The organism is Clostridium rhizosphaerae, from assembly GCF_016765585.1.
In the GTDB taxonomy this organism is placed as follows: domain Bacteria; phylum Bacillota; class Clostridia; order Clostridiales; family Clostridiaceae; genus Clostridium_AT; species Clostridium_AT rhizosphaerae.
In genome coordinates, this window is the sequence record NZ_JAESWC010000009.1 from 96245 (window position 1) to 115287 (window position 19043).

General features: G+C 31.6%; 30 protein-coding genes and 1 riboswitch. Of the genes, 27 read left to right on the forward strand and 3 right to left on the reverse strand.

The features are described from left to right. Positions 1-7: 7 nt before the first annotated feature. From JK636_RS14410 to JK636_RS14440, 7 genes are all read left to right on the forward strand, one after another. Positions 8-346 carry an arsenate reductase family protein gene (locus JK636_RS14410; protein WP_202749711.1) on the forward strand — a complete coding sequence of 113 codons (339 nt, stop codon included), beginning with the start codon at positions 8-10 and terminating at the stop codon, positions 344-346. Positions 347-590: 244 nt separating this feature from the next. Then, a complete protein-coding gene (locus JK636_RS14415) occupies positions 591-1112 on the forward strand; it encodes a cysteine hydrolase family protein (protein WP_202749712.1) in 522 nt (173 codons plus the stop codon). 219 nt (positions 1113-1331) lie between these two features. Beyond that, positions 1332-3008 (forward strand): glycoside hydrolase family 13 protein, encoded by a 1677-nt coding sequence (locus JK636_RS14420; RefSeq protein WP_202749713.1) that lies wholly within the window; start codon positions 1332-1334, stop codon positions 3006-3008. Between the two features lie 255 nt (positions 3009-3263). After that, positions 3264-3812, forward strand: a complete 549-nt coding sequence (locus JK636_RS14425) for a GNAT family N-acetyltransferase (protein ID WP_202749714.1) — start codon at positions 3264-3266, stop codon at positions 3810-3812. Positions 3813-3869: 57 nt separating this feature from the next. Continuing rightward, on the forward strand, positions 3870-4391 hold the full coding sequence (locus JK636_RS14430; protein ID WP_202749715.1) for a hypothetical protein: 522 nt from the start codon (positions 3870-3872) through the stop codon (positions 4389-4391). Positions 4392-4442: 51 nt separating this feature from the next. Continuing rightward, positions 4443-4835, forward strand: coding sequence for a GNAT family N-acetyltransferase (locus tag JK636_RS14435; RefSeq protein WP_202749716.1), 393 nt, complete (start codon positions 4443-4445; stop codon positions 4833-4835). 39 nt (positions 4836-4874) lie between these two features. After that, positions 4875-5684, forward strand: a complete 810-nt coding sequence (locus JK636_RS14440) for a DUF4037 domain-containing protein (RefSeq protein ID WP_202749717.1) — start codon at positions 4875-4877, stop codon at positions 5682-5684. Positions 5685-5728: 44 nt separating this feature from the next. Here JK636_RS14440 and JK636_RS14445 read toward each other — a convergent pair whose 3' ends face one another. Genes JK636_RS14445 through JK636_RS14455 form a run of 3 tightly spaced genes read right to left on the reverse strand, consistent with a single transcriptional unit; the run spans position 5729 to position 7950 of the window. After that, entirely contained in the window at positions 5729-6418 is a 690-nt protein-coding gene (locus JK636_RS14445; protein ID WP_202749718.1) for a radical SAM protein, read from the reverse strand. A gap of 1 nt (position 6419) precedes the next feature. After that, complete coding sequence (locus tag JK636_RS14450) at positions 6420-6977, reverse strand: ECF transporter S component (protein WP_202749719.1); 558 nt, start codon at positions 6975-6977, stop codon at positions 6420-6422. 1 nt (position 6978) lies between these two features. Further along, complete coding sequence (locus JK636_RS14455; protein ID WP_202749720.1) at positions 6979-7950, reverse strand: nucleoside hydrolase; 972 nt, start codon at positions 7948-7950, stop codon at positions 6979-6981. Between the two features lie 102 nt (positions 7951-8052). After that, a riboswitch (PreQ1 riboswitch) is annotated at positions 8053-8096 on the reverse strand. Between the two features lie 204 nt (positions 8097-8300). Between JK636_RS14455 and JK636_RS14460 the strand changes: the two genes are divergently transcribed. The 20 genes from JK636_RS14460 to JK636_RS14555 all read left to right on the forward strand — a co-directional run bounded on the left by JK636_RS14460 (position 8301) and on the right by JK636_RS14555 (position 18904). Further along, positions 8301-8963 (forward strand): hypothetical protein, encoded by a 663-nt coding sequence (locus JK636_RS14460; RefSeq protein WP_202749721.1) that lies wholly within the window; start codon positions 8301-8303, stop codon positions 8961-8963. Between the two features lie 31 nt (positions 8964-8994). Next, complete coding sequence (locus tag JK636_RS14465; protein WP_202749722.1) at positions 8995-9399, forward strand: hypothetical protein; 405 nt, start codon at positions 8995-8997, stop codon at positions 9397-9399. Positions 9400-9514: 115 nt separating this feature from the next. Continuing rightward, positions 9515-10144 carry a hypothetical protein gene (locus JK636_RS14470; protein ID WP_202749723.1) on the forward strand — a complete coding sequence of 210 codons (630 nt, stop codon included), beginning with the start codon at positions 9515-9517 and terminating at the stop codon, positions 10142-10144. A gap of 35 nt (positions 10145-10179) precedes the next feature. After that, positions 10180-10380 carry a hypothetical protein gene (locus JK636_RS14475; RefSeq protein ID WP_202749724.1) on the forward strand — a complete coding sequence of 67 codons (201 nt, stop codon included), beginning with the start codon at positions 10180-10182 and terminating at the stop codon, positions 10378-10380. A 27-nt stretch (positions 10381-10407) separates the two neighbouring features. After that, entirely contained in the window at positions 10408-10893 is a 486-nt protein-coding gene (locus JK636_RS14480; protein WP_202749725.1) for a GNAT family N-acetyltransferase, read from the forward strand. A 304-nt stretch (positions 10894-11197) separates the two neighbouring features. Beyond that, positions 11198-11695: a 2'-5' RNA ligase family protein gene (locus JK636_RS14485; protein ID WP_202749726.1), complete on the forward strand. Its 498-nt coding sequence runs from the start codon at positions 11198-11200 to the stop codon at positions 11693-11695. A gap of 24 nt (positions 11696-11719) precedes the next feature. Then, the gene (locus JK636_RS14490) at positions 11720-12307 is read left to right on the forward strand and encodes a GNAT family N-acetyltransferase (RefSeq protein ID WP_202749727.1); all 588 of its coding nucleotides are present in this window, start codon (positions 11720-11722) and stop codon (positions 12305-12307) included. Between the two features lie 43 nt (positions 12308-12350). Continuing rightward, positions 12351-12563, forward strand: a complete 213-nt coding sequence (locus JK636_RS14495; RefSeq protein ID WP_202749728.1) for a DUF4177 domain-containing protein — start codon at positions 12351-12353, stop codon at positions 12561-12563. 33 nt (positions 12564-12596) lie between these two features. Next, the gene (locus JK636_RS14500) at positions 12597-13304 is read left to right on the forward strand and encodes a CPBP family intramembrane glutamic endopeptidase (protein WP_202749729.1); all 708 of its coding nucleotides are present in this window, start codon (positions 12597-12599) and stop codon (positions 13302-13304) included. Positions 13305-13349: 45 nt separating this feature from the next. Beyond that, entirely contained in the window at positions 13350-14336 is a 987-nt protein-coding gene (locus JK636_RS14505; RefSeq protein ID WP_202749730.1) for a phosphotransferase enzyme family protein, read from the forward strand. A gap of 17 nt (positions 14337-14353) precedes the next feature. Next, positions 14354-14851, forward strand: coding sequence for a VanZ family protein (locus tag JK636_RS14510; RefSeq protein WP_202749731.1), 498 nt, complete (start codon positions 14354-14356; stop codon positions 14849-14851). A gap of 3 nt (positions 14852-14854) precedes the next feature. Next, the gene (locus tag JK636_RS14515; RefSeq protein ID WP_202749732.1) at positions 14855-15394 is read left to right on the forward strand and encodes a GNAT family N-acetyltransferase; all 540 of its coding nucleotides are present in this window, start codon (positions 14855-14857) and stop codon (positions 15392-15394) included. An 82-nt stretch (positions 15395-15476) separates the two neighbouring features. Then, a complete protein-coding gene (locus JK636_RS14520; RefSeq protein WP_202749733.1) occupies positions 15477-15767 on the forward strand; it encodes a hypothetical protein in 291 nt (96 codons plus the stop codon). Positions 15768-15840: 73 nt separating this feature from the next. Next, positions 15841-16395, forward strand: a complete 555-nt coding sequence (locus JK636_RS14525) for a Type 1 glutamine amidotransferase-like domain-containing protein (RefSeq protein WP_202749734.1) — start codon at positions 15841-15843, stop codon at positions 16393-16395. A gap of 82 nt (positions 16396-16477) precedes the next feature. Further along, positions 16478-16828, forward strand: a complete 351-nt coding sequence (locus JK636_RS14530; RefSeq protein WP_202749735.1) for an inorganic pyrophosphatase — start codon at positions 16478-16480, stop codon at positions 16826-16828. 19 nt (positions 16829-16847) lie between these two features. Beyond that, positions 16848-17315, forward strand: coding sequence for a hypothetical protein (locus JK636_RS14535; protein ID WP_202749736.1), 468 nt, complete (start codon positions 16848-16850; stop codon positions 17313-17315). 79 nt (positions 17316-17394) lie between these two features. Continuing rightward, complete coding sequence (locus JK636_RS14540; RefSeq protein ID WP_202749737.1) at positions 17395-17655, forward strand: hypothetical protein; 261 nt, start codon at positions 17395-17397, stop codon at positions 17653-17655. A 23-nt stretch (positions 17656-17678) separates the two neighbouring features. Next, positions 17679-18158 carry an NUDIX hydrolase gene (locus tag JK636_RS14545; protein WP_202749738.1) on the forward strand — a complete coding sequence of 160 codons (480 nt, stop codon included), beginning with the start codon at positions 17679-17681 and terminating at the stop codon, positions 18156-18158. Between the two features lie 20 nt (positions 18159-18178). Beyond that, positions 18179-18508, forward strand: a complete 330-nt coding sequence (locus JK636_RS14550) for a hypothetical protein (protein ID WP_202749739.1) — start codon at positions 18179-18181, stop codon at positions 18506-18508. Between the two features lie 72 nt (positions 18509-18580). Further along, the gene (locus JK636_RS14555) at positions 18581-18904 is read left to right on the forward strand and encodes a hypothetical protein (protein ID WP_202749740.1); all 324 of its coding nucleotides are present in this window, start codon (positions 18581-18583) and stop codon (positions 18902-18904) included. Positions 18905-19043 lie beyond the last annotated feature (139 nt).

Sequence of the window (19043 nt, forward strand, 5' to 3'; positions counted from 1 at the left end):
TAAACAAATGAACATTCAAATATTCGGAGTAAAAAAATGCTTTGATACACAAAAGGCAGAAAGATATTTTAAGGAAAGAAAAATTAAATATCAGTTTATAGATCTAAATCAAAAAGCTTTAAGCAAAAGAGAACTTGAAAGCGTTAGAGCTGCAGTTGGGCTTAAGAATTTAATTGATGAAAAGTCTAAGGAATATGTAAAATTAAATATAGCGCAGATAAGAAGTGATAGTGTTAAGGAGGAGCTTTTGCTGAATAATCCAAAGCTATATAAAACGCCTTTAGTAAGGAACGGAAAACAGGCATCTGTAGGCTATGTGCCTGAGATTTGGGAGACTTGGGAGTAAGGCGGACAGGGCTTAGTGAGAATGAAGTAATAAATATATTAACAGTGGGTACTCGTTAGATGATAATAATTCAGACTGTGATATAGAATTTGTGGTTATTTCTGTACCTACAAGTAAAGGAGACAGAACCTTAGTATAATAGATATGATTATAAATTGGAATATATTGCACTATTCCTTTATTGAAAAATAAAGATTATTTATAAAATTTGCAGACAAATAGTAATTTACGAAGGAGAATATAGATGGTTTTATTAGTCATTGATACACAAAAATTAATAACAAATGAAAAGTTATATAATTTTCATTTGTTTGTATCTAATGTAGAAAAACTAATTTATACAGCGAGAAAAAATAATATTGAAGTAATATATGTACGGCATGATGATGGCACTGAAAGTGAATTAACAAAAGGAACTAATGGTTTTGAAATATATGAAAAATTTAAGCCATATAATGAAGATAAAATATTTGATAAACTAGTAAATAGTGCATTTAAAGAAACTGGATTAGTAGAATATTTAGTAAGCAAAGGAGAAAAGGATATAATAGTTGCAGGCCTTCAAACAGATTATTGTATTGATGCTACTATAAAATGTGGATTTGAGCATGGATTCAATATGATAGTTCCGGCTTATGCAAATACAACTGTTGATAATAAATTTATGTCGGCAGAGCAGACATATAAATACTATAATGAATTTATATGGAATGGAAGGTATGCAGAATGTATTCCCATGGATGAAACACTCATAAGGATGAGTTAGATAAATTCTAATTTGTGGAATTAAGCTAATACAGCTTTCGATAAAGTTAAGTCATATTCTTCAGGAGTATGGCTCCTTTCTTTTTTGCTCTTATGCAAGCGTTTGACATATATTTGGACAACACTTATACTTTAATATGAATAATTAGTGAGATAATATTATATATAGATAAAGCGTAGATTTTTGAGCAAAAATAACTTTTGTTTGGAGAGTGAAAAAATGACTAAAAAGTGGTGGCATGATTCTATAGTTTATCAAATTTATCCTAAAAGCTTTCAGGATACGAATGGTGATGGGGTTGGCGACGTTAATGGGATTATAGATCATTTGGATTACTTAAAGGAGCTTGGAGTTAATGTCATATGGATTTGTCCAATATTTAAGTCGCCGATGGTTGACCACGGCTATGATATCTCTGACTACTATGAAATAGATCCTTCTTTTGGAACCATGAAGGATATGGATGAATTAATAGAGGAAGCTAAAAAAAGAGATATTAAGATATTAATGGATTTGGTAATTAATCATAGTTCAGATAAACATATTTGGTTTCAAAAAGCAATGGAGGATTTAAACAGCAAGTACGCTGATTACTACATAATAAAAGAAGGAAAAGATGGAAATCCCCCGAACAATTGGCGTTCAATTTTTGGCGGCAGTGCTTGGGAAAGAATTGGAGATACAAATAAATATTATCTTCATTTATTTACAAAAGGACAGCCTGATCTAAACTGGGAAAATGAAGAGCTTAGAAATGAGCTTTATAAAATGGTTAACTACTGGCTTGAAAAGGGCTTAGGAGGCTTTAGAGTAGATGCTATAAGTCACATAAAAAAGAATTTTGATTATGTTAATCTGCCTGCTGATGGCCCTGATGGTTTGGTTGGTGCTTGGGAGTATTATCAAAATGCTGATGGAATTGGCGAGTTTTTAAATGAACTAAAGGAAAAGACCTTTAAAATTTATGACAGCATGACTGTAGCAGAGGCAGATAAGCTTGAGGGAGAAAAATTAAGAAGATTTATTGGTGAAGACGGATACTTCTCAACAGTTTTTGATTTTTCACATGCTCCTTATAGAATAAGAGAGGAAAAGTGGAAAGACAATTATATAGCAATGGTAGATGAAATAAGAGATAGGATATTTGAAAAACAGTTATCATCAATTGACTGCGGATTTTTATCCAACTTTATTGAAAATCATGATATGCCAAGAAGTGCAGACAGGCTTATACCTCAAGAGGATATTAGTTTCTACAGTGAAACAATGCTTGCAACCATGTACTTCTTCTTAAGGGGAATTCCTTTTATATATCAAGGTCAGGAAATTGGAATGAGAGATTTTCCTAAGAAGTCTATAAAGGAATTTCTAGATGTGCCAACCTATCAAATCTATGACAGAATGCTTAAAGAGGGTTTAACTAAAGAAGAAGCATTAAACAAAATAAATATAGAATCCAGAGAGCACAGCAGAACTCCTTTCCAGTGGAGCACTCAAAAGAATGCAGGCTTTACAGCCGGCACTCCATGGTTTGATATAAATCCTAATTATAAAGAAATCAACGTGGAAAGCCAGAGAGAAGATGATGCTTCTTTACTAAGCTATTATAAGAAATTAACTTTGCTTCGAAGTCATGAAGAATATAAAGAAGTGTTTGTTTACGGAGATTTTGTTCCTTTTTATAAGGATAAGGATGGGATAGTAGCTTATGAGAGAAAAGATGAAAATAAGAGAGTTATAGTTATAAATAACTGGACTAATAAAGAAAATATTTTAGAGTTTAATGATGGCTTAAAGAAAATACTTTTAAATAATTATAACAAGATTTTTATAGATAATGCTTCAATAAAATTAATGCCTTACCAATCTGTTGTATTAGAAATTGGAGTTAAATAAATCTATAGTGAAGAATTATAAAGGCAGTCTTACAGTGTAAGGCTGTCTTTTGTAATTAAAAATATTACAGTTCCATATGTAAAAAATTGAGATTAATTCTATGATTATGTATAATTAAATAAATGTATAATTATATGAAGTAACGTGCCATTAACATATTCGGAGGTTGAAGTCCTAAATGGGATTTTATGAGTAATTTTCGAGCGGAGCGAGAGTTTTAAATTACTCAGTGCTTCCGACCAAAAGGAGGAAATAATGATTATTGAAAACAAGAAAATAGAAGACAAAAATTTAACTTGGATACTGCGCTGCCCAACTAAATTTGACGCAGAGGAATTATCTAAGTTAAGAGTGAAAATTGATGGAGAAACAGAAAACTTAGATAGAGAGCCCGGCGAAAACTTATTAACTCAAGAAGATTTTGAAAAGATTATTTTAGAAGATGCTGAAGCAGAAAGATCTGTATTTTTACTTGCAGAAGCTGAGGGCAAGATTGTTGGATTTACGCGGTTGGCAGGTAATAATTTAAAGAGATTTAGACACAAATCGGAATTTGGAATATGCATATTAAAGGAGTACTGGGGATATGGAATCGGAAGAGTGCTTCTTGAGAATGTTTTAATGTGTGCGGATTCTTCAGGGATTGAAAAAATCTCACTAACTGTAGTTGAGACAAATACAAAAGCAATTCAGCTATATAAAAAATATGGTTTTGCAGAAGAAGGCTTGCTGATAAAGGATCGTATTCATAAGGATGGAAATTATTATAATACAGTTATCATGGGGAGAATTTCAGGTAAGTAAAATAATTTTAGCAGTCAGCTAAATAGTTATATGACTGCAGTTAAAAGGGGGATTACAATGTTATCTAAAAAGAAGCCATTCATGATTATGGGAGCAGTCTTAATAGCAGCTATATTACTTTCTATATTTGGTACACCAAAGTATCAGTCTATGAAGATAAATAATATAAGTTCAAAATCCTTGCAAAGTAAGTTAAAAGAAGCTGTTAGCACAAATTCAGAAGTAGATATAAATAAGCTGACAGATTTTAAATGGGATGAATGCTATGTGTTTACACCTTACTACCCATCGAAGCAAGTCTATGAAAAGACAGGAGTTGAATGGACATCCTATGAAACTTTCATCGGGTTTCTTATGTTTCATAGTACTGAAAACGAAACTGTCAATGACGATCAGTACTTAATGGTATTTAAAAAAGATAACAAGGTTGTTCTAGCTGATAAATACAGCCTAAACCAGATGCCCGCTATTTTTAAACTTGAGAACTTCAAATTTACGAGTAGCAATGCAAAATTTACAGTAACTACTTCAAAGCAGTATGATGGAGGAAAAGTTAAGGAGTTAGTATTAAAGGAATAGTAGCGTTTACTTAGATTAATAAATGCTATTTTTAAAATAAGGAGTACTAAAATGAATATAGTATACAGAAAAACTAAGGAGTTTGATCTTGAGAGTTTAAAGGAGCTGTATTTATCTGTGGGCTGGAAGTTAGGTAATAATCCTCATAAATTGCAAATATCGATGAAAAGTTCACATAACGTTTTTTCCGCATGGGATGGTAATAAGTTAGTGGGGATTATAAATTGTCTATCAGATGGAATCGCTACAGTCTATTTTAATAATTTGCTTGTAAATCCAGAATATCAAGGTAAAGGCATAGGCTCAACACTTATAAATATGACGCTTGAAGAATATAAGGAGTATAATAAAAAAATTCTAATTGCAGAAAAGGGTAAGATTGCATTTTATGAAGCTTTAGGTTTTAAGACAGGATATGATGTAGTGCCGATGAGTTATATGTAGATCAATTTATATTATTTTTTATAAGTAGGGGGAAAAAACATGAATTATAATACCGAAAAAATATTGGGGCTTTTAATAGATGGAGTTTCTGAGATTAAAGAAGTAGAGTCAATAGGAATAAGCGGAAGTAAAATTGAGATTCCCAAAGCAGGTGAAGGAGATATTGATGTTTTCATTTATTGCGATGAGATACCTAAGCTTGAGAAGAGAAAAGCTGCAGTAGATAAATTAGGGAACTTGCTGCAAGAAAGAAAATTTAATGTCTTTGAAGGTGGTCATTGGGGAACTGGAGATTTTGTACTCATAAATGGAATTGAAACCTGGCTTATGTATTTTACAATAGATGAAACCATACAGAATACTAATTTAATACTAAGTGGAGAATATCTAGATAAATTGGACAACTATTACTATCCAATAGGACGCTGCGCTATGCTGAAAAATATAACTATATTATATGATAGAAATAAATTTTTAGCTTCATTGAAAGAAAAGTTATTTGATTATCCAGAGGAGTTAGCACAAAAATTAGTACAGTATCATTTGGAAGAGTTAAGCGATGTTGAAGATTTAGAGCGTGCAGTGGCAAGAAAAGATGTATTGTTTTATCACTTTGCTTTGGAATTGGCAATAGATCATTTTCTTCAAGCTTTGTTTGCTATGAACAAAATATATTTTCCAAGCAGAAAAAGAACTATTAGCTTTATAAAGAATTTCAGAGTTAAACCTGAAGACTGTGAGGATAAATTATTAGAAGTTGTAAGATTAGGTGCATGTGCGGACAATATTAATAAGTCTTATGAATTGTGGGCAATATTAATTAATGAAATAGTAACTTTAAAATATTAAAAATGGGATGTTTTGCGACATCCCATTTTTATATTAAAGCAGCACTAGTCCCCAACTCCAAAATCTGTGTTGTTAAACAAAATTTCAATATTAGGGTTTTCCTCTAGATAAGAATATTTTTGCTTAAACCATTCTATAAGTTCTTCGTCTCTTTCAAGTTTTGTACTATTTTCTGTAAACACATTTATGGTTGCATGTCTGAAGTGGTTTAAAACAATTTCTATATCTTTATCTATCATTTCTTTAGTTTGGCCCTTTATACCAACCATAAGGCAGGTTGATTCAAAATATTCCTTTACTTCTTCAGGTGTAGTAAACCGTGCATTCTTGTTTAAGATTATATTTCTAAAATTATAATCAAAAGTTTCTACTCCTATTTTAAATATTATTGGTATACCAAAGAAATCTCTCATATCCTTAAGCCTTTTTCTATAGCACCAGTGACTTTCAAGAAACAGCTTTTCTATATTTTTTTCTTTTATTATTTCTCTTATCTTTTCAAGAGTCTTTAAAGGAAGCTCAAAGCAACTGCCAGAGTTTATAACTTCTAAAACTTTATACTTTCCTGTTATTTTTTCAAGCACCTTAAAATTAAGCTCATTTATTTCTTCCTCTGAACTTGAGTTATCCAAGATATAATCACAAAAGCTGCATTTTCCCCAAATACAGGGAAAGCTTTTTAGAAGAACTATCTCTCTTTTATTTTTGTTTTCTATCACGCTATATCTGTCCATATTAACCTCGTACCAGCTTTTGCTTTATTGCACTTGGTATGGCAAGCGTGGCAGAAATAACTATAGCTGATGCTGTAAATTTATCCAGATAGTCTGTTAGAAATTGAACTATGAATACACTTACTACTTTATTTACTCCAAGGTTTGATAAAAAGGCAACTATATAGGAGGAACCTGAAGAAGTAACTCCTCCAAAAACATATGCAGCTATTACAGCTCCGGCTGTGGAAGAAAATAGCGTAACTATAAATACACCTAAAGGCATTTTAAGGCCCTTCATCAAGCCTTTTTTGAACATTATTCCGCTTAAAAGGCCGATTAAAATTTGAACAGGTGCAAAGTAAAGAGAATATATATCAAAGGTTATCCCGCTGACTATGCTCCCTAAAAGTCCTGTTACTACTCCATAAATTGGTCCTAGAATAGCTGCGGACATTATTGTTCCGATAGAATCCAAATATATTGGTAATTTTAAATTCAGAGCTATAAAAGATCCTACTATATTTAAAGCAATTGCAAAACCTACTATTGTTAATTTTAATGGTGATACTTTTTTCATTTTACATAACCCCCTGTGTATTTTGAATTAAATTAATTTTTTCAGGAAACAATCTTTCTAAAAACATAAGCATAAACCTTTTAAAATCTACCTCTGTTAATATAAAAGCATTATCCTCTCTTTTATAGAAGTTTTCTGCATCTACTATGGATTGTCCCATTGCAATACCTTCATGGACAATTTCAACGCTGGAAGAAAATCCTCTGCAGATTGATCTGTCTATAAAATAAGCTACTGCCAAGGGATCGTTTATAACGCAGCCTATTATGCCTTCCTGCTTCCAATGAAAATCCACATAAAACCTGGTTATGTCCTTTATATACTTTCCTAGTTCTCCGCCAATTTTTTCGATAAATTCGATAGTATTTGGAGTTAATACTATTTTTCTTGTAACATCCAAGCCTACCATGTGTATTTTCTTCCCTAAGTTTTTATACACATAATCTGCAGCTTGCGGATCTACCCAATAGTTAAACTCTGCTACCGGAGAACAATTTCCATGAATTCTGAAAGCTCCTCCCATTGATATAAATTCATCAAGGTTCTGGAAAGCTTCCTTGTCCTTCATAAGTGCTTTTGCAATATTTGTTAAAGGACCTAGAGCAATTATAGATACATTATTCTCTTTTGCTAAAGTTTCAATAATATAATGTGCTGCTCCGTTTTTAACAATACCGCCATTTATTTCTTCAAAGAAACACTCGCCAACACCATCTTCACCATGGGTGTCTTGAGCTGTCACAAGCTCTCTTTTTAGAGGAGTTTCTTCTCCAAGATAAACTGGAACATGAAGACTTTTGCATAATTCTAAAGCCTTCAATGCATTCTGTACCCCTTGTTTTGCGGGAACATTTCCGCAAACTATAGTAATTCCTAGCACCTCAAGCTCTTTAGACTTTAAAGCTAAAAGCAGTGCAAGGGAATCATCAATACCGGGATCGCAATCGATGATTACTTTTCTTCTTTCTTTCATTTTCCTTCTCCTTTTCTCATTTTTGAGAACGGATTGTACAGCTTCTTTATAAAACAAAAAAAGCTGTACCTAAGGATAGATACAGCTGTACTGTAAAAATATAAATCCTTAGTTTTTTATACTGGGAGTTCTCGAACCAGTCCTGCTAAAGTACTTCAGCAGATTTATGGATTTTTATGAATTTCGCTTTCACATTATAGCATATTATTTAAATTCATTAAATAGCATGGCTATAATTTCAATTTTCAGAAATGTGGATGTAAATATTTGAGAATATTGAAATAAATTAGTATAATTAGTATATAAACTTTTGAGTAGTAATCTTTGTCTAATTAATATGGGGTGAGAAGATGAAAAAGATAATAATCATAATAGTTGCTTTACTAGGGATATTGGGTGTAGCGTCATCGATAAGAACAACTGGTTTTATAGATAAGGTACCTTCTAGTACCGGCTTACAAACTAAAGCTAATGAAGGAAAGAAGGTTTCAGAGGTAAAAACTACATGGAAAGGCTTTATAGATTCATATTTAAAGGAGCATCCTGATATAAAGTTCTTTAACCCCAGAGAGGATATTAAGGAAGACTTAAAGGTTAGAGTCGTAAAGACAGAATATCGCAATGGATATGATGAGAAGGCCGGGCACTATAGTTATGCACTTATAACAAATGTATATGATGAAAAGACAGGAGAACTGCTTACATCTTCTGGAGAGTACAAGAAGGATGATGCAAAGAATCAAAAAACAGAAGCTGATATAAGACAAATTGCCTATCAGTCTTTAAGTGAAGAAAGCAAAAAAACAATTATAAACTGGAAGACTGCTAAAGTTGAGGAATATAAAGCTGCAGATGAACATGAAGTAGCGAGTAAGAAAGGGAAAGCAGATATAAAAGATAAGGATACTTACAAGGTTACATTTAGTACTACAGATGATGCTATTTTAGGCACTATAAATGTCTATTTAGATAAGAATTCTTATGAGGTTATAGGGGTTGATTTTAGGAACTGAGCAAAAGTTATATTTATAGGGAGCAGTGTTTATGAGAAAACGTATTTTTGTTTTACTGTTGTGTATTATCTCCGTTGGATTTTATATTATTTCAATAAAGGGTTCTCCAACTACCAGTCATAACAAGATTGACATATCTAATGTGAGGTCACTAACACTAAATAATAAAAAGTATACTATGGATGAAAATACTCACTTAATTAGTGAGCTTGTATCAATGTATAATGAAGCACCATTATTCAAAAAGGATGTCGGCACTACCGCCAGCCATGAAATAGTCATAGAACTCGATAATGGGAAAAAGATTGACATATGGGGTACAACTCAAGGTTTTCATTACGTAACTGAAGGTGAGAAATCCTATAAGATATCAAGTGATAGATTAAGCAAGTATTTAAGAGAACTGATAAAATTACAAGAGGGTGCAAACCTGTAATCTCTAAAATTGATAAGAATGCAATAGAAAATATAGATAAGAGTAAAGAATTAAACTATATAGTGGAAAACAGAATAACGTAAAATTAATAATTTTATTGATAGGGGGATATATAATGGGGACAGTAGGGATTTTAGGAACAATGCATGGGGAAGATTCTTTTAGAGAGGAAATTGGGTACACCCTTGATGTTATGAAGGAGGCAATACTTAATTTTAAGCCGGATATAATATGCGGTGAGGTTAGGCCTGAAGATTGGCAAAAGTATTGTGAGGATAAAAATTATTCTGGTTATCTAGGACCAAATGAATATAGAAGGATGATAATTCCGCTTTGTGAAAAGGAAAACATAAAGTTTGTACCTGTGGATTGGTTTGAAGATGACATGATAGGATTGAGTTATTTTAGAAATTATGACAAACCCACTCAGGAGGCTTTACTTAATGAAGTGGAGCAAAAATATAAGGAAATATTTGAGTTTGGGAAAAGAAGTAGGCTGCCTTTAAACTCTATAGAATGGAATGAAGTCACAAGAGAAAAACAAAACTGGTTAGGATCTCTTGATTCAACCCTTCATAATATTTATTGGATTGCTAGAAACCAGCTAATGCTTGAACGTATAAAGAAAGTAATTAATGAGAATAAGGATAAAAGAATATTATGCACTGTTGGTGCTGAACACAATTACTTTTATTATGATGAATTAAAGAAACTTAATTGTGAGCTGGTTTTTCCATTAAAGTAAGAAAGTATATTGTAAGGAGCGAAGCGGTGGAGAAAATGAAAGATATATTGTCAAATATAATACTTATGTTTTCAGGTGTAATTCTTATTTTGCTTGAAACTACTGTTTTAAAACTAGATGGAACATTAGGCTGGCTGATAATAACAGCAGGTGTGATTCTAATTGGTATAGGATTATTATATAAGTCTAAAAATCCTATAAAAGTAGCAGTAGAATTTTTTATCAACTTATTTTAGCAATTAAAGACTTTTGGGAGAAAGAGTATGGAGATAAAAGAAATAAGCAGCAAAAACAGACAGCAAATCAATGATTTTATTAAGTCACAATGGTTTTCTACAGATATGGCAGTTAAAGGAGAGCTAGTTGATATGACACGCATAGATGGTTTTGCTGCTTATGAATGTGGAGAGATTATTGGATTAGTTACTTATAGAATTATTGATAATGAATGTGAAATTATGTCTTTAGATAGCCTGACAGAAAAACAGGGCATAGGTACTGCTCTTGTAAATAAAGTTATTGAAAAAGCAGCTAGAGAAAGATGCGATAAAGTAACACTTATTACTACAAATGATAATATAAATGCTATGCGTTTTTATCAAAAGCGCGGCTTTGATATGGTGAGTGTATATCCAAATTCTGTAGAAGCCTCGAGAAAATTAAAGCCTTCAATTCCTATAATCGGGGATTTTGGTATACCCATAAAGCATGAAATTGAATTTGAGATGGAGCTTAAGGGGGAAGAGTAAGTTAAATTTATATGGGGAATTGAGGGTCAGTATTATGAAAAAAATCAAGGTACTGTCAAAAAAGACTATTTCTATATAGGATGGGGTCTTATTCTCAGTAAGTATAGCTACAGCTTTATATTTAAAAGATACTTATAATGTTAGTTTTTGGCTATATATTATTGTGGCAGGAGGAATTATGGGGATAGGTTCAACTGTAATAAGAATATTTGAGAGAGATAGTAGTGAAAAATAGTTGGCTAAGCTGAGGTAACCTTGAAAGTTTTATTTTAAGAGATTCTAATTTTGAAAGGTAAGAAGCATTATGAAAGATAAGTTTTTATGCGTTATGGCACATTATGATAAAGAAACAGAATTAAGATTGAAAAAAATTCAAAACTTGTTATTGGATAATGGATTTGTTGGAAAACAAACAGCTAACATACCATATCATATAACTCTTGGCAGCTTTAATGTATCCCAAGAACAATTAGTTAAGGAAAAAGTGAAAAAGGCATCTAAAGAATTTCATGGTTTTAATGTTAAATTAAATAACATTGGATTATTTGGGCTTGACGTTTTATTTATAGCACCTTCAGTTAACTACGAACTTTTAAACCTTCAACAATACTTTGATAATAATTATGCTGATGAATTGGAATGGACAGCTCATACAACCATTTTAATAGATGATCGGAAAACAATTCAAAGCGCATTACCTTATGTAGCTGATGATTTCAATAGTTTTACTGGCAAAATAGAATCTATTAGTTTATATGAGTTTTGGCCCAGTAGGTTTATTTTAAAAGAGAATTTGCTGTAGAAATTTATTGTTTGGGGGCTAAGAGTGAAGATAAGAGAATACAAAGATACAGATGAACTTCAATGGCTAAGATGCAGAGTTTTATCGTTTCTAGACAGCTCATATTTTGATAATGTGCTTCGGCAAAAAGAGCATTATGAGAACCCTGCAATTGAGTTAGTAGCAGAAGAAGATAATAAAATTATTGGGCTTATTGATATAGAATATGAAACAGAGAAAGGAACGGTATGCTATAAAGTCGGCGAGTTAGGCGGAGTTATATGGCATTTAGCTGTACTGCCTGAGTACAGAAATCAAGGTATAGCAACTTTACTATTAAATGAAGCTGTATGTAGACTAAGGAATAGAAGTATAAAACGGCTTGAAGCATGGACAAGATATGATAAATGGGTAAATGATTGGTATAAAAGAAGGGGATTTAAGTGGAAGGAATCATATCTCCATGTTTATACTGAAGGAAATGAATGTGACGAGATTACTGAATCTAAAATTGAAAAATTGTTTATTTACAACTGCTTTGCTCATTATATAGGTGACAATAAGCAAGAGATAAAAGGGAAGTTTAAAAGAGTACATGAATGTAATTTATATGAATTGACACTATTTGATTAATAAATAATAGAGTCTGTATTTTATATTGGGTGGAGGTGCGAGTATGAAAAGATGGGAATATAAAGTTATTACTTGTGAGAGGAGCATTGGCCTATTTTCAAGGTATGAATGGGATAAGGATATAGAAGAAATGCTGCCGAAATTAGGAGAAGAAGGCTGGGAACTTGTAAATGTTATTGCTGAGTCTTCAGCTTACGGAGAAAACAACGCAGGATCAACTACTGAAGAAAAATGGATTTTTAAAAGAGAAAAATAAAACATCGCAATTGAAATAGGGGTTAATTAGCATATGAAAGTACTAAGAAAAACTATGTTTCCTGATGAGATTTTTGAGGGTATAGAGAAAAAGGATGGAGTAATTGCTTTAGCATTTTTTGCTATTATGTTTATTTTAATGTTTGTATTTCTTTACTTAATTAAAATATCGCCGTTATTTTTTATAATGAGAAACAATGAAGATTTTATTTATAAATTAATATTCGTTATTATAATGGATATACCTGGTTTTGTTGGTATTATAGCTATACTAAAATTGAGGAAACAAAAAATAAGTACAGTTGGGCTAAGAAGATATGGATTAAAATCTTCTTTATATGTTGCAATTGCACTTGTATCTGCTTTTTTTATTTATTATATAAGTAAAAAGGGATTTGATATAGATCTTATATGGAGAGCAACCTATTTTATTATTTTTATTGGTTTCTATGAGGAGTTAATTTTTAGAGGCTTCTTGTGGCCGAGGCTTGTAGCTGGTTTTGGAAAGACATGGGGAACAATCTTAAGCGGACTGTTTTTTGGAATGGCGCATTTGCCTATAGATATTGTTTTTAATAATAGGTCAGTTTTCCAAACCTTTATACTAGGCAATGGATCAAATGTAAATATTGGTGGAGGGCTAATAGGAGCCTTGTGGTTTATATTTATTTATACTCGAAATAGCAATATTTTATTACCTTCATTTATACATGGCATCCAAGATATGCTGTCTATGATATAAGGAAATAATCTATAATGAAGAGATGAAATTCGAAGGAGAAAAAAGATGGATTATATTATTATGGCAAAGGAACTTCTTTCGCTATATCCTATTGTTGAGCCTGAAATTCAATTTATAAGGCACAATGAAAATATGACTTTTAAAGTAACTGATAAACTATCAAATAAAAATTATTTACTGCGTATACACAAGCCTGCTATTGAAGGCTTCTTTGGACTTCAGCATACGCTTGAAGGTTTAAAGGCAGAGATTGAGATTCTCAAAAAGCTTGGATGTGAAGAACTTCTACATGTCCAATTACCCGTTGAAAATAGGTTTGGAGAATATATAACTCAATATAAATTTGATAATTACGATGATCCTTGCTATGCAACTGTTTTAGAATGGATTGATGGGAAGATTCTTACCTCGAAAGAAGAAATTACTGAAGAGATAGCATTTAAATTGGGACAAAATCTAGCATTGTTTCATAAATGTTTAGAAGAATTAGCGCCCTCAGATAATTTTGTAAGGCCAATATATAATATTGATAACATTGATATTGCTATTGAAGAACTAAAATATTGCGTTGAAGCTGAGCTGTTTTCTATAGAGCGTTATAACATTATTAGAGATGTGTTGATCTCAGTAAAGAATCAAATGAATGAGCTTAAATTAAGAAATAATGCATTTGGAGTTATTCATGCAGATATTCAGTTAGGAAATATAGTAATATCCAATGATAATCCCTGTATAATAGATTTGGGTTTTTGCGGCTTTGGATACTACTTATTTGATTTAGGAAGTGCTGCAACTATTTTCCCAAGCAATTTAAGACAAAACTTTTTACAGGGCTATGCGTCTAAAGCTTACTTTTCCCTCGAGGATTTAAGGTATATAGAAGGTCAAATATTTATGGATATCTTTATGAGTTATGCTTTGTTTATGAGGGATAATCAAAGAAACTCATGGATTAAAACTCAAGCAATAAAGACTTGCGATACTCTTTGCAGAGATTTTTTAGAGGGTAAAGAAGTGTTTTATTCTATGTAAACACTAGGGGGGATCTAATGAAGAATAAACTAAAGGTAAAAGGCTTTAAAATTGCAATTTGGAGTTTATTTGTTATATATTTACTAGTTTTAATAAATGTAATTTTATTAAAGGATGGAATTGCATTTACTATGGCTCAATATAGGCACAAAATTACTATCACCCAAAAGTTATCAGGCATAAATTATATTCCGCTAACAACGATTTTTCCATATTTAGAAGGTAAGCCATCAGTGAATATAGCAATTAGAAACTTATTAGGAAATATTCTTGCCTTTAGTCCGTTTGGATATATGCTGCCTCTTCTTTTTAAAAGGATCAATAAAATAAAAAGTATTTTCTTTGTCTCATTTGCTTTAAGTCTTGTATTTGAAGCAATACAATTAATATTTAATATGGGCAGTTGCGATATAGATGATTTGATTTTAAATGTTTCAGGAGCAATATTAGGTTTTGGAGTATTTTGCTTGTTTGGAAGAGTTAAGAATAGAATATTAGGATTAAAGGAGGTATAAACATTGGAGGAAATTATTTACAACGAATTAAAAGAAAATGAAATAGATACAGAGTTATTTTCAAGCTTTAATCGCCATCAGGATGTAAAGAAATGCTGGCGTAAGGAAGATGGAAAGTGGATATTAAAGGACATTGCTTTTGTTGAGCATTGGGGAGCAGAGGAATATGAATATCTTGTTAGATGTTTAAAAAACACTATAAAAACAGGCGGTACTGTATTTGGAGCTTTCAAAAACAATTCTCTTGTAGGATTTGCTTCTATAGAAAGCGGATTTTTTGGTACACATAATGAATACTTAGAACTTTCATGCATACATACATCATATGAAAGCCGAGGATTAGGTGTAGGTAAGAAATTATTTTCTCTTATATGTAAAAAAGCAAAGGATATGGGAGCAAAGAAATTGTATATATCAGCTCATTCCTCGGAGGAATCACAGGCTTTCTATAAAGCTATGGGTTGCATAGAAGCTGAGGAGTATAATTCCAAATCAGTTGAGAAAGAGCCTTGTGATTGTCAGTTGGAGTTTAGATTAGACTAATAGTTGTTGTATTATTTTATGGCTTCACTTGTTGCGATTTGAGTGTTGAATAATATTATTTTTCATTAAGGGGAAGTGCTTTATGCGGAAAAATAAGAAGAAAATTATAACTGTTGCAATCATATTATGCCTAGCTCTATCCGAAGCAGTTGGTATTCTGCCTTATGTTGCAGCAAGAGCAGCCAGCAGAATTTATGTAACTATAAATCATTCTTCAAGTAAGCTTAAATTTGTAGATGCAGAATATGCCTATGGTTTTGGAAATTATTCAGTAAGCTATAGAGATAAAGAGGGCAAGCTTCAAAGCTTTATGATGTTTCCTAAAGTATTTCCTGTTTTTGTTGTTTTTGATTCCATAAAAGGGGAAGGCTAAACATTCTTCTAAGTATATAAATACTAAAATAGCTTTTGAATTATTTTAAAAGAAACTTATGGAGGGAATAAATATGCAGAAAATTATTTTAACATCTTCTGGGTTCAAAAATAAAAATATAGAAAAGAAATTTTTAGAATTAGTAGAGGTTCCTAAAGAAAAGATAAAAGTTCTTTTTATTCCAACCGCAGCAATAACAAAAGAAGCTATGGATATGCTTCCGGTATGTAAAAATGATCTTTTAAATGCAGGAGTTTTAGAAGAAAATATAAGCACATATGACTTGAATAGAGTTATGAAACGGAAAGAAATTTGTGGATTTGATGCTATATATGTTTGCGGGGGAAGCTCAAAGCATTTATTGAGCAAAATAAATGAATATAAATTCTATCTACCCTTAAAAGATTTTTTAGATAATGGTGGAGTTTATATAGGGGTGAGTGCTGGAAGCATTGTTGCGGCGCAAAATATGTCTGATAACTTGGGGTACATAAATTGTATACTAAATGTGCATGAGCAAGTTGGCTCACAATCAGGTTATATAGATGTAAGCTGCTGTCCTAATATAAAACTAACTGATAATCATGCAATAGTAATCATAGACGATAACATCAACATAATAGAATAGTTATCTTGATAAGAAGATATCTTCTTATCAAGATAACTTCTTAAGAAGTTGCCTGCTGTTACGACTAAAGGGGGAGGAACTTATGCAGTGTAGTAAAGAGTTTTGGGAAGCACTTGATAGTCTTGTGGAGCAATCTGAGGTTGTCATTGACAGGCCAAAGGGAACGGCGCATCCGAGATATCCGGATTTTATTTATGAGGTTGATTATGGCTATTTGAAAAATACTGCATCAATGGATGGTGGCGGAATTGATGTGTGGAAGGGAACAGATAAAGAGCAAAAGATCGATGCCATAGTGTGCACCGTAGATTTAACTAAAAGAGATTCAGAAATAAAAATATTAATAGGATGTACTGAAGAGGAAAAAGAAAAGATATATAATACTCATAATAATTCATCAAGTATGAAAGGGATATTAATTAGAAGATATTAAATATAAAATGGAGGGTATTATGAAAAGATTATTAAGTATTATCCTAGTTATCTTATTGGCTGCATCTGGGTGTAAAAGTGGAAATCATATTAACAAAAAGGATAGCATCGATAACAATGCAAAAGTGTCAATAGAATCTGAAATTAAAACGTATAGCCCTATGATGTCATCTGTACCAGGTTTACCACTTGAGGCAAAGCTTGAAACAAATAAGGAATATAAAAATATTACATTTCAATGGATTACAGAGCAAGGGCAATTTTTAACTTGGGATAGAAGCAGCGGCAAGATAAATATTTTAGGTAAGGACATAAAAACAAATGAGAAGAAACTGTATTGGTCAATAGACACCAAAGAAAATATTAAGGAACAGTCTTTTAAAATATATCTGAAGGTATATGATAATGATTCTTCTAAGTTAATATGTGAAACAAATATTGAAATAGAACAGAGTAAGGAAGGTTTCTTTTCGGTAAAAAATAAATAAGCTAATGCTTGATATATTAATTTTGAAATCTAAAATTGGTTTTAGAATATTGGCTAATAAATCAAATGGAGATGATTAAATGAATTTTATAATTTCAGCATTGTTTTTAGTTATAGGACTTATATTTGGAAGATTGGTTTTAAATCAGTCATATGAAAAATATGATAAGAATTTATTAATTGTTGCTGCTGTTTTCTTTATTTTTGGATATAACACAATTGTTTTTAGTACTAGCAGCAATTTTACTGTTATATTGTCATGTGTTGTACCTCCCTTTCTTGTAGGAGTTGTAATAAGGCGATATATAAGCAAATATGTGATTAGCAGAAGAAATGCTTAATTTTTATAGGATGAGGTGTTGTTATGAATTATCCGGTTCATATTGTTTCTGTAGGTGGTTTGATAGAAAATGAGGAAGGAAAAGTACTTCTTGTAAAAAGCCCTGATAGAGGATGGGAAATTCCAGGCGGGCAAGTGGAAGAAAGGGAAAGCCTAACCGATGCTCTCATAAGAGAAGTTAAAGAAGAAACCGGAATAGATATCGAGGTTAATGAATTAACTTTAGTAAATTCTAATATAACTAAAAGAGTTCAGCCTGACGGGGTTACTCCTATTGGAAGTATTGTGAGCTTTGGATTTACAGGAAGAGCGGTTTCAGGTGAGCTCACTACTAGTGAAGAAAGTCTTGAAGTGGATTGGTTTGATAAGGATAATATATTAGACATAATTGATGAGGAGTTTACAAGGGATAAAGTAAAATACATGCTAAGCTATAACGGTAAGACCGCATATACTGTATTTTCACGAAATCCATATATTCTTCATTCGGTTCAGTATTATTAGTGAAATTTTGGGGGGAACTTATGAATATTTACTATTGGCTTCTTTTAATAATAGCTGTTTTATATGGAGGTTCAACAATCTTAGCTGGAATTGTGGAACTTAAGCAAAAAAGAATCAGCATGATATCTAATTTTATAATGATCTTAGGAGCTGTTTTAATATTACTAATATCTATAAGTAGAAACATCCTTGGACAGTATTCATTATATATTCTTATTTTGGGGCTTATAATGATTCATGCTTCAGCCATAGACAATGGATTGAAATTGCATGGAAAGATAACTGTAAAACATCATATTGTAAGAGGCATGGTTTCTATTTTGATGATAGCTTTATTATTATTACGATAGAAAAAATAATATAATTCAGCATTAAGAACTAGGAGTTAGACTAATGATTATATGGATAAAAGAGGTATAGCTATGAAATTGAAGAAAAAATATATAGCTGTATTATTAATTTTTATAATACTTGCACTATGTTTACCTAAGGTAACATATAGCATAGATTCTAAGCTGATATCAAATGATTTAAGACCTATATTTGTAATAGGTCAGGGAATGGCTAAGGATGGTGGGACTACTGAATATAGGGGATTGGGATATCAGATTATAAGATGGAATAGACTGGTTAACGGTGGAATTGAATACGGTTATGAAATATATAAGGCACCTAATTACAGAAATTTAAATGATGGGCCTACTACAAAGCTTACTTTTATTAAAAACCAGCAGAGCGGAAATTAAGCTTGGAAAATAAAAATTAAAGGCACACTTCATAAGAAAGCAGGTGTGCCTTTAGTAATTCACCTCATTTGATTTATCAAGTTAATAAGCCTATAATAAAACTTGTGCACAAAATAATAACTTAATAAGGGGGTTTGCA

Excerpts from the sequence above, each read along its gene's own strand:
- JK636_RS14455 (WP_202749720.1), bottom strand. The coding sequence starts at position 7,950 with ATGAAAGAAAGAAGAAAAGTAATCATCGATTGCGATCCCGGTATTGAT.
- JK636_RS14470 (WP_202749723.1), top strand. The coding sequence starts at position 9,515 with ATGGGGACAGTAGGGATTTTAGGAACAATGCATGGGGAAGATTCTTTT.
- JK636_RS14505 (WP_202749730.1), top strand. The coding sequence starts at position 13,350 with ATGGATTATATTATTATGGCAAAGGAACTTCTTTCGCTATATCCTATT.
- JK636_RS14495 (WP_202749728.1), top strand. The coding sequence starts at position 12,351 with ATGAAAAGATGGGAATATAAAGTTATTACTTGTGAGAGGAGCATTGGC.
- JK636_RS14535 (WP_202749736.1), top strand. The coding sequence starts at position 16,848 with ATGAAAAGATTATTAAGTATTATCCTAGTTATCTTATTGGCTGCATCT.
- JK636_RS14410 (WP_202749711.1), top strand. The coding sequence starts at position 8 with ATGAACATTCAAATATTCGGAGTAAAAAAATGCTTTGATACACAAAAG.
- JK636_RS14550 (WP_202749739.1), top strand. The coding sequence starts at position 18,179 with ATGAATATTTACTATTGGCTTCTTTTAATAATAGCTGTTTTATATGGA.
- JK636_RS14525 (WP_202749734.1), top strand. The coding sequence starts at position 15,841 with ATGCAGAAAATTATTTTAACATCTTCTGGGTTCAAAAATAAAAATATA.
- JK636_RS14485 (WP_202749726.1), top strand. The coding sequence starts at position 11,198 with ATGAAAGATAAGTTTTTATGCGTTATGGCACATTATGATAAAGAAACA.
- JK636_RS14435 (WP_202749716.1), top strand. The coding sequence starts at position 4,443 with ATGAATATAGTATACAGAAAAACTAAGGAGTTTGATCTTGAGAGTTTA.
- JK636_RS14460 (WP_202749721.1), top strand. The coding sequence starts at position 8,301 with ATGAAAAAGATAATAATCATAATAGTTGCTTTACTAGGGATATTGGGT.
- JK636_RS14540 (WP_202749737.1), top strand. The coding sequence starts at position 17,395 with ATGAATTTTATAATTTCAGCATTGTTTTTAGTTATAGGACTTATATTT.
- JK636_RS14450 (WP_202749719.1), bottom strand. The coding sequence starts at position 6,977 with ATGAAAAAAGTATCACCATTAAAATTAACAATAGTAGGTTTTGCAATT.
- JK636_RS14530 (WP_202749735.1), top strand. The coding sequence starts at position 16,478 with ATGCAGTGTAGTAAAGAGTTTTGGGAAGCACTTGATAGTCTTGTGGAG.
- JK636_RS14475 (WP_202749724.1), top strand. The coding sequence starts at position 10,180 with ATGAAAGATATATTGTCAAATATAATACTTATGTTTTCAGGTGTAATT.
- JK636_RS14510 (WP_202749731.1), top strand. The coding sequence starts at position 14,354 with ATGAAGAATAAACTAAAGGTAAAAGGCTTTAAAATTGCAATTTGGAGT.
- JK636_RS14445 (WP_202749718.1), bottom strand. The coding sequence starts at position 6,418 with ATGGACAGATATAGCGTGATAGAAAACAAAAATAAAAGAGAGATAGTT.
- JK636_RS14500 (WP_202749729.1), top strand. The coding sequence starts at position 12,597 with ATGAAAGTACTAAGAAAAACTATGTTTCCTGATGAGATTTTTGAGGGT.
- JK636_RS14555 (WP_202749740.1), top strand. The coding sequence starts at position 18,581 with ATGAAATTGAAGAAAAAATATATAGCTGTATTATTAATTTTTATAATA.
- JK636_RS14415 (WP_202749712.1), top strand. The coding sequence starts at position 591 with ATGGTTTTATTAGTCATTGATACACAAAAATTAATAACAAATGAAAAG.
- JK636_RS14480 (WP_202749725.1), top strand. The coding sequence starts at position 10,408 with ATGGAGATAAAAGAAATAAGCAGCAAAAACAGACAGCAAATCAATGAT.
- JK636_RS14440 (WP_202749717.1), top strand. The coding sequence starts at position 4,875 with ATGAATTATAATACCGAAAAAATATTGGGGCTTTTAATAGATGGAGTT.
- JK636_RS14465 (WP_202749722.1), top strand. The coding sequence starts at position 8,995 with ATGAGAAAACGTATTTTTGTTTTACTGTTGTGTATTATCTCCGTTGGA.
- JK636_RS14545 (WP_202749738.1), top strand. The coding sequence starts at position 17,679 with ATGAATTATCCGGTTCATATTGTTTCTGTAGGTGGTTTGATAGAAAAT.
- JK636_RS14520 (WP_202749733.1), top strand. The coding sequence starts at position 15,477 with ATGCGGAAAAATAAGAAGAAAATTATAACTGTTGCAATCATATTATGC.
- JK636_RS14420 (WP_202749713.1), top strand. The coding sequence starts at position 1,332 with ATGACTAAAAAGTGGTGGCATGATTCTATAGTTTATCAAATTTATCCT.
- JK636_RS14430 (WP_202749715.1), top strand. The coding sequence starts at position 3,870 with ATGTTATCTAAAAAGAAGCCATTCATGATTATGGGAGCAGTCTTAATA.
- JK636_RS14425 (WP_202749714.1), top strand. The coding sequence starts at position 3,264 with ATGATTATTGAAAACAAGAAAATAGAAGACAAAAATTTAACTTGGATA.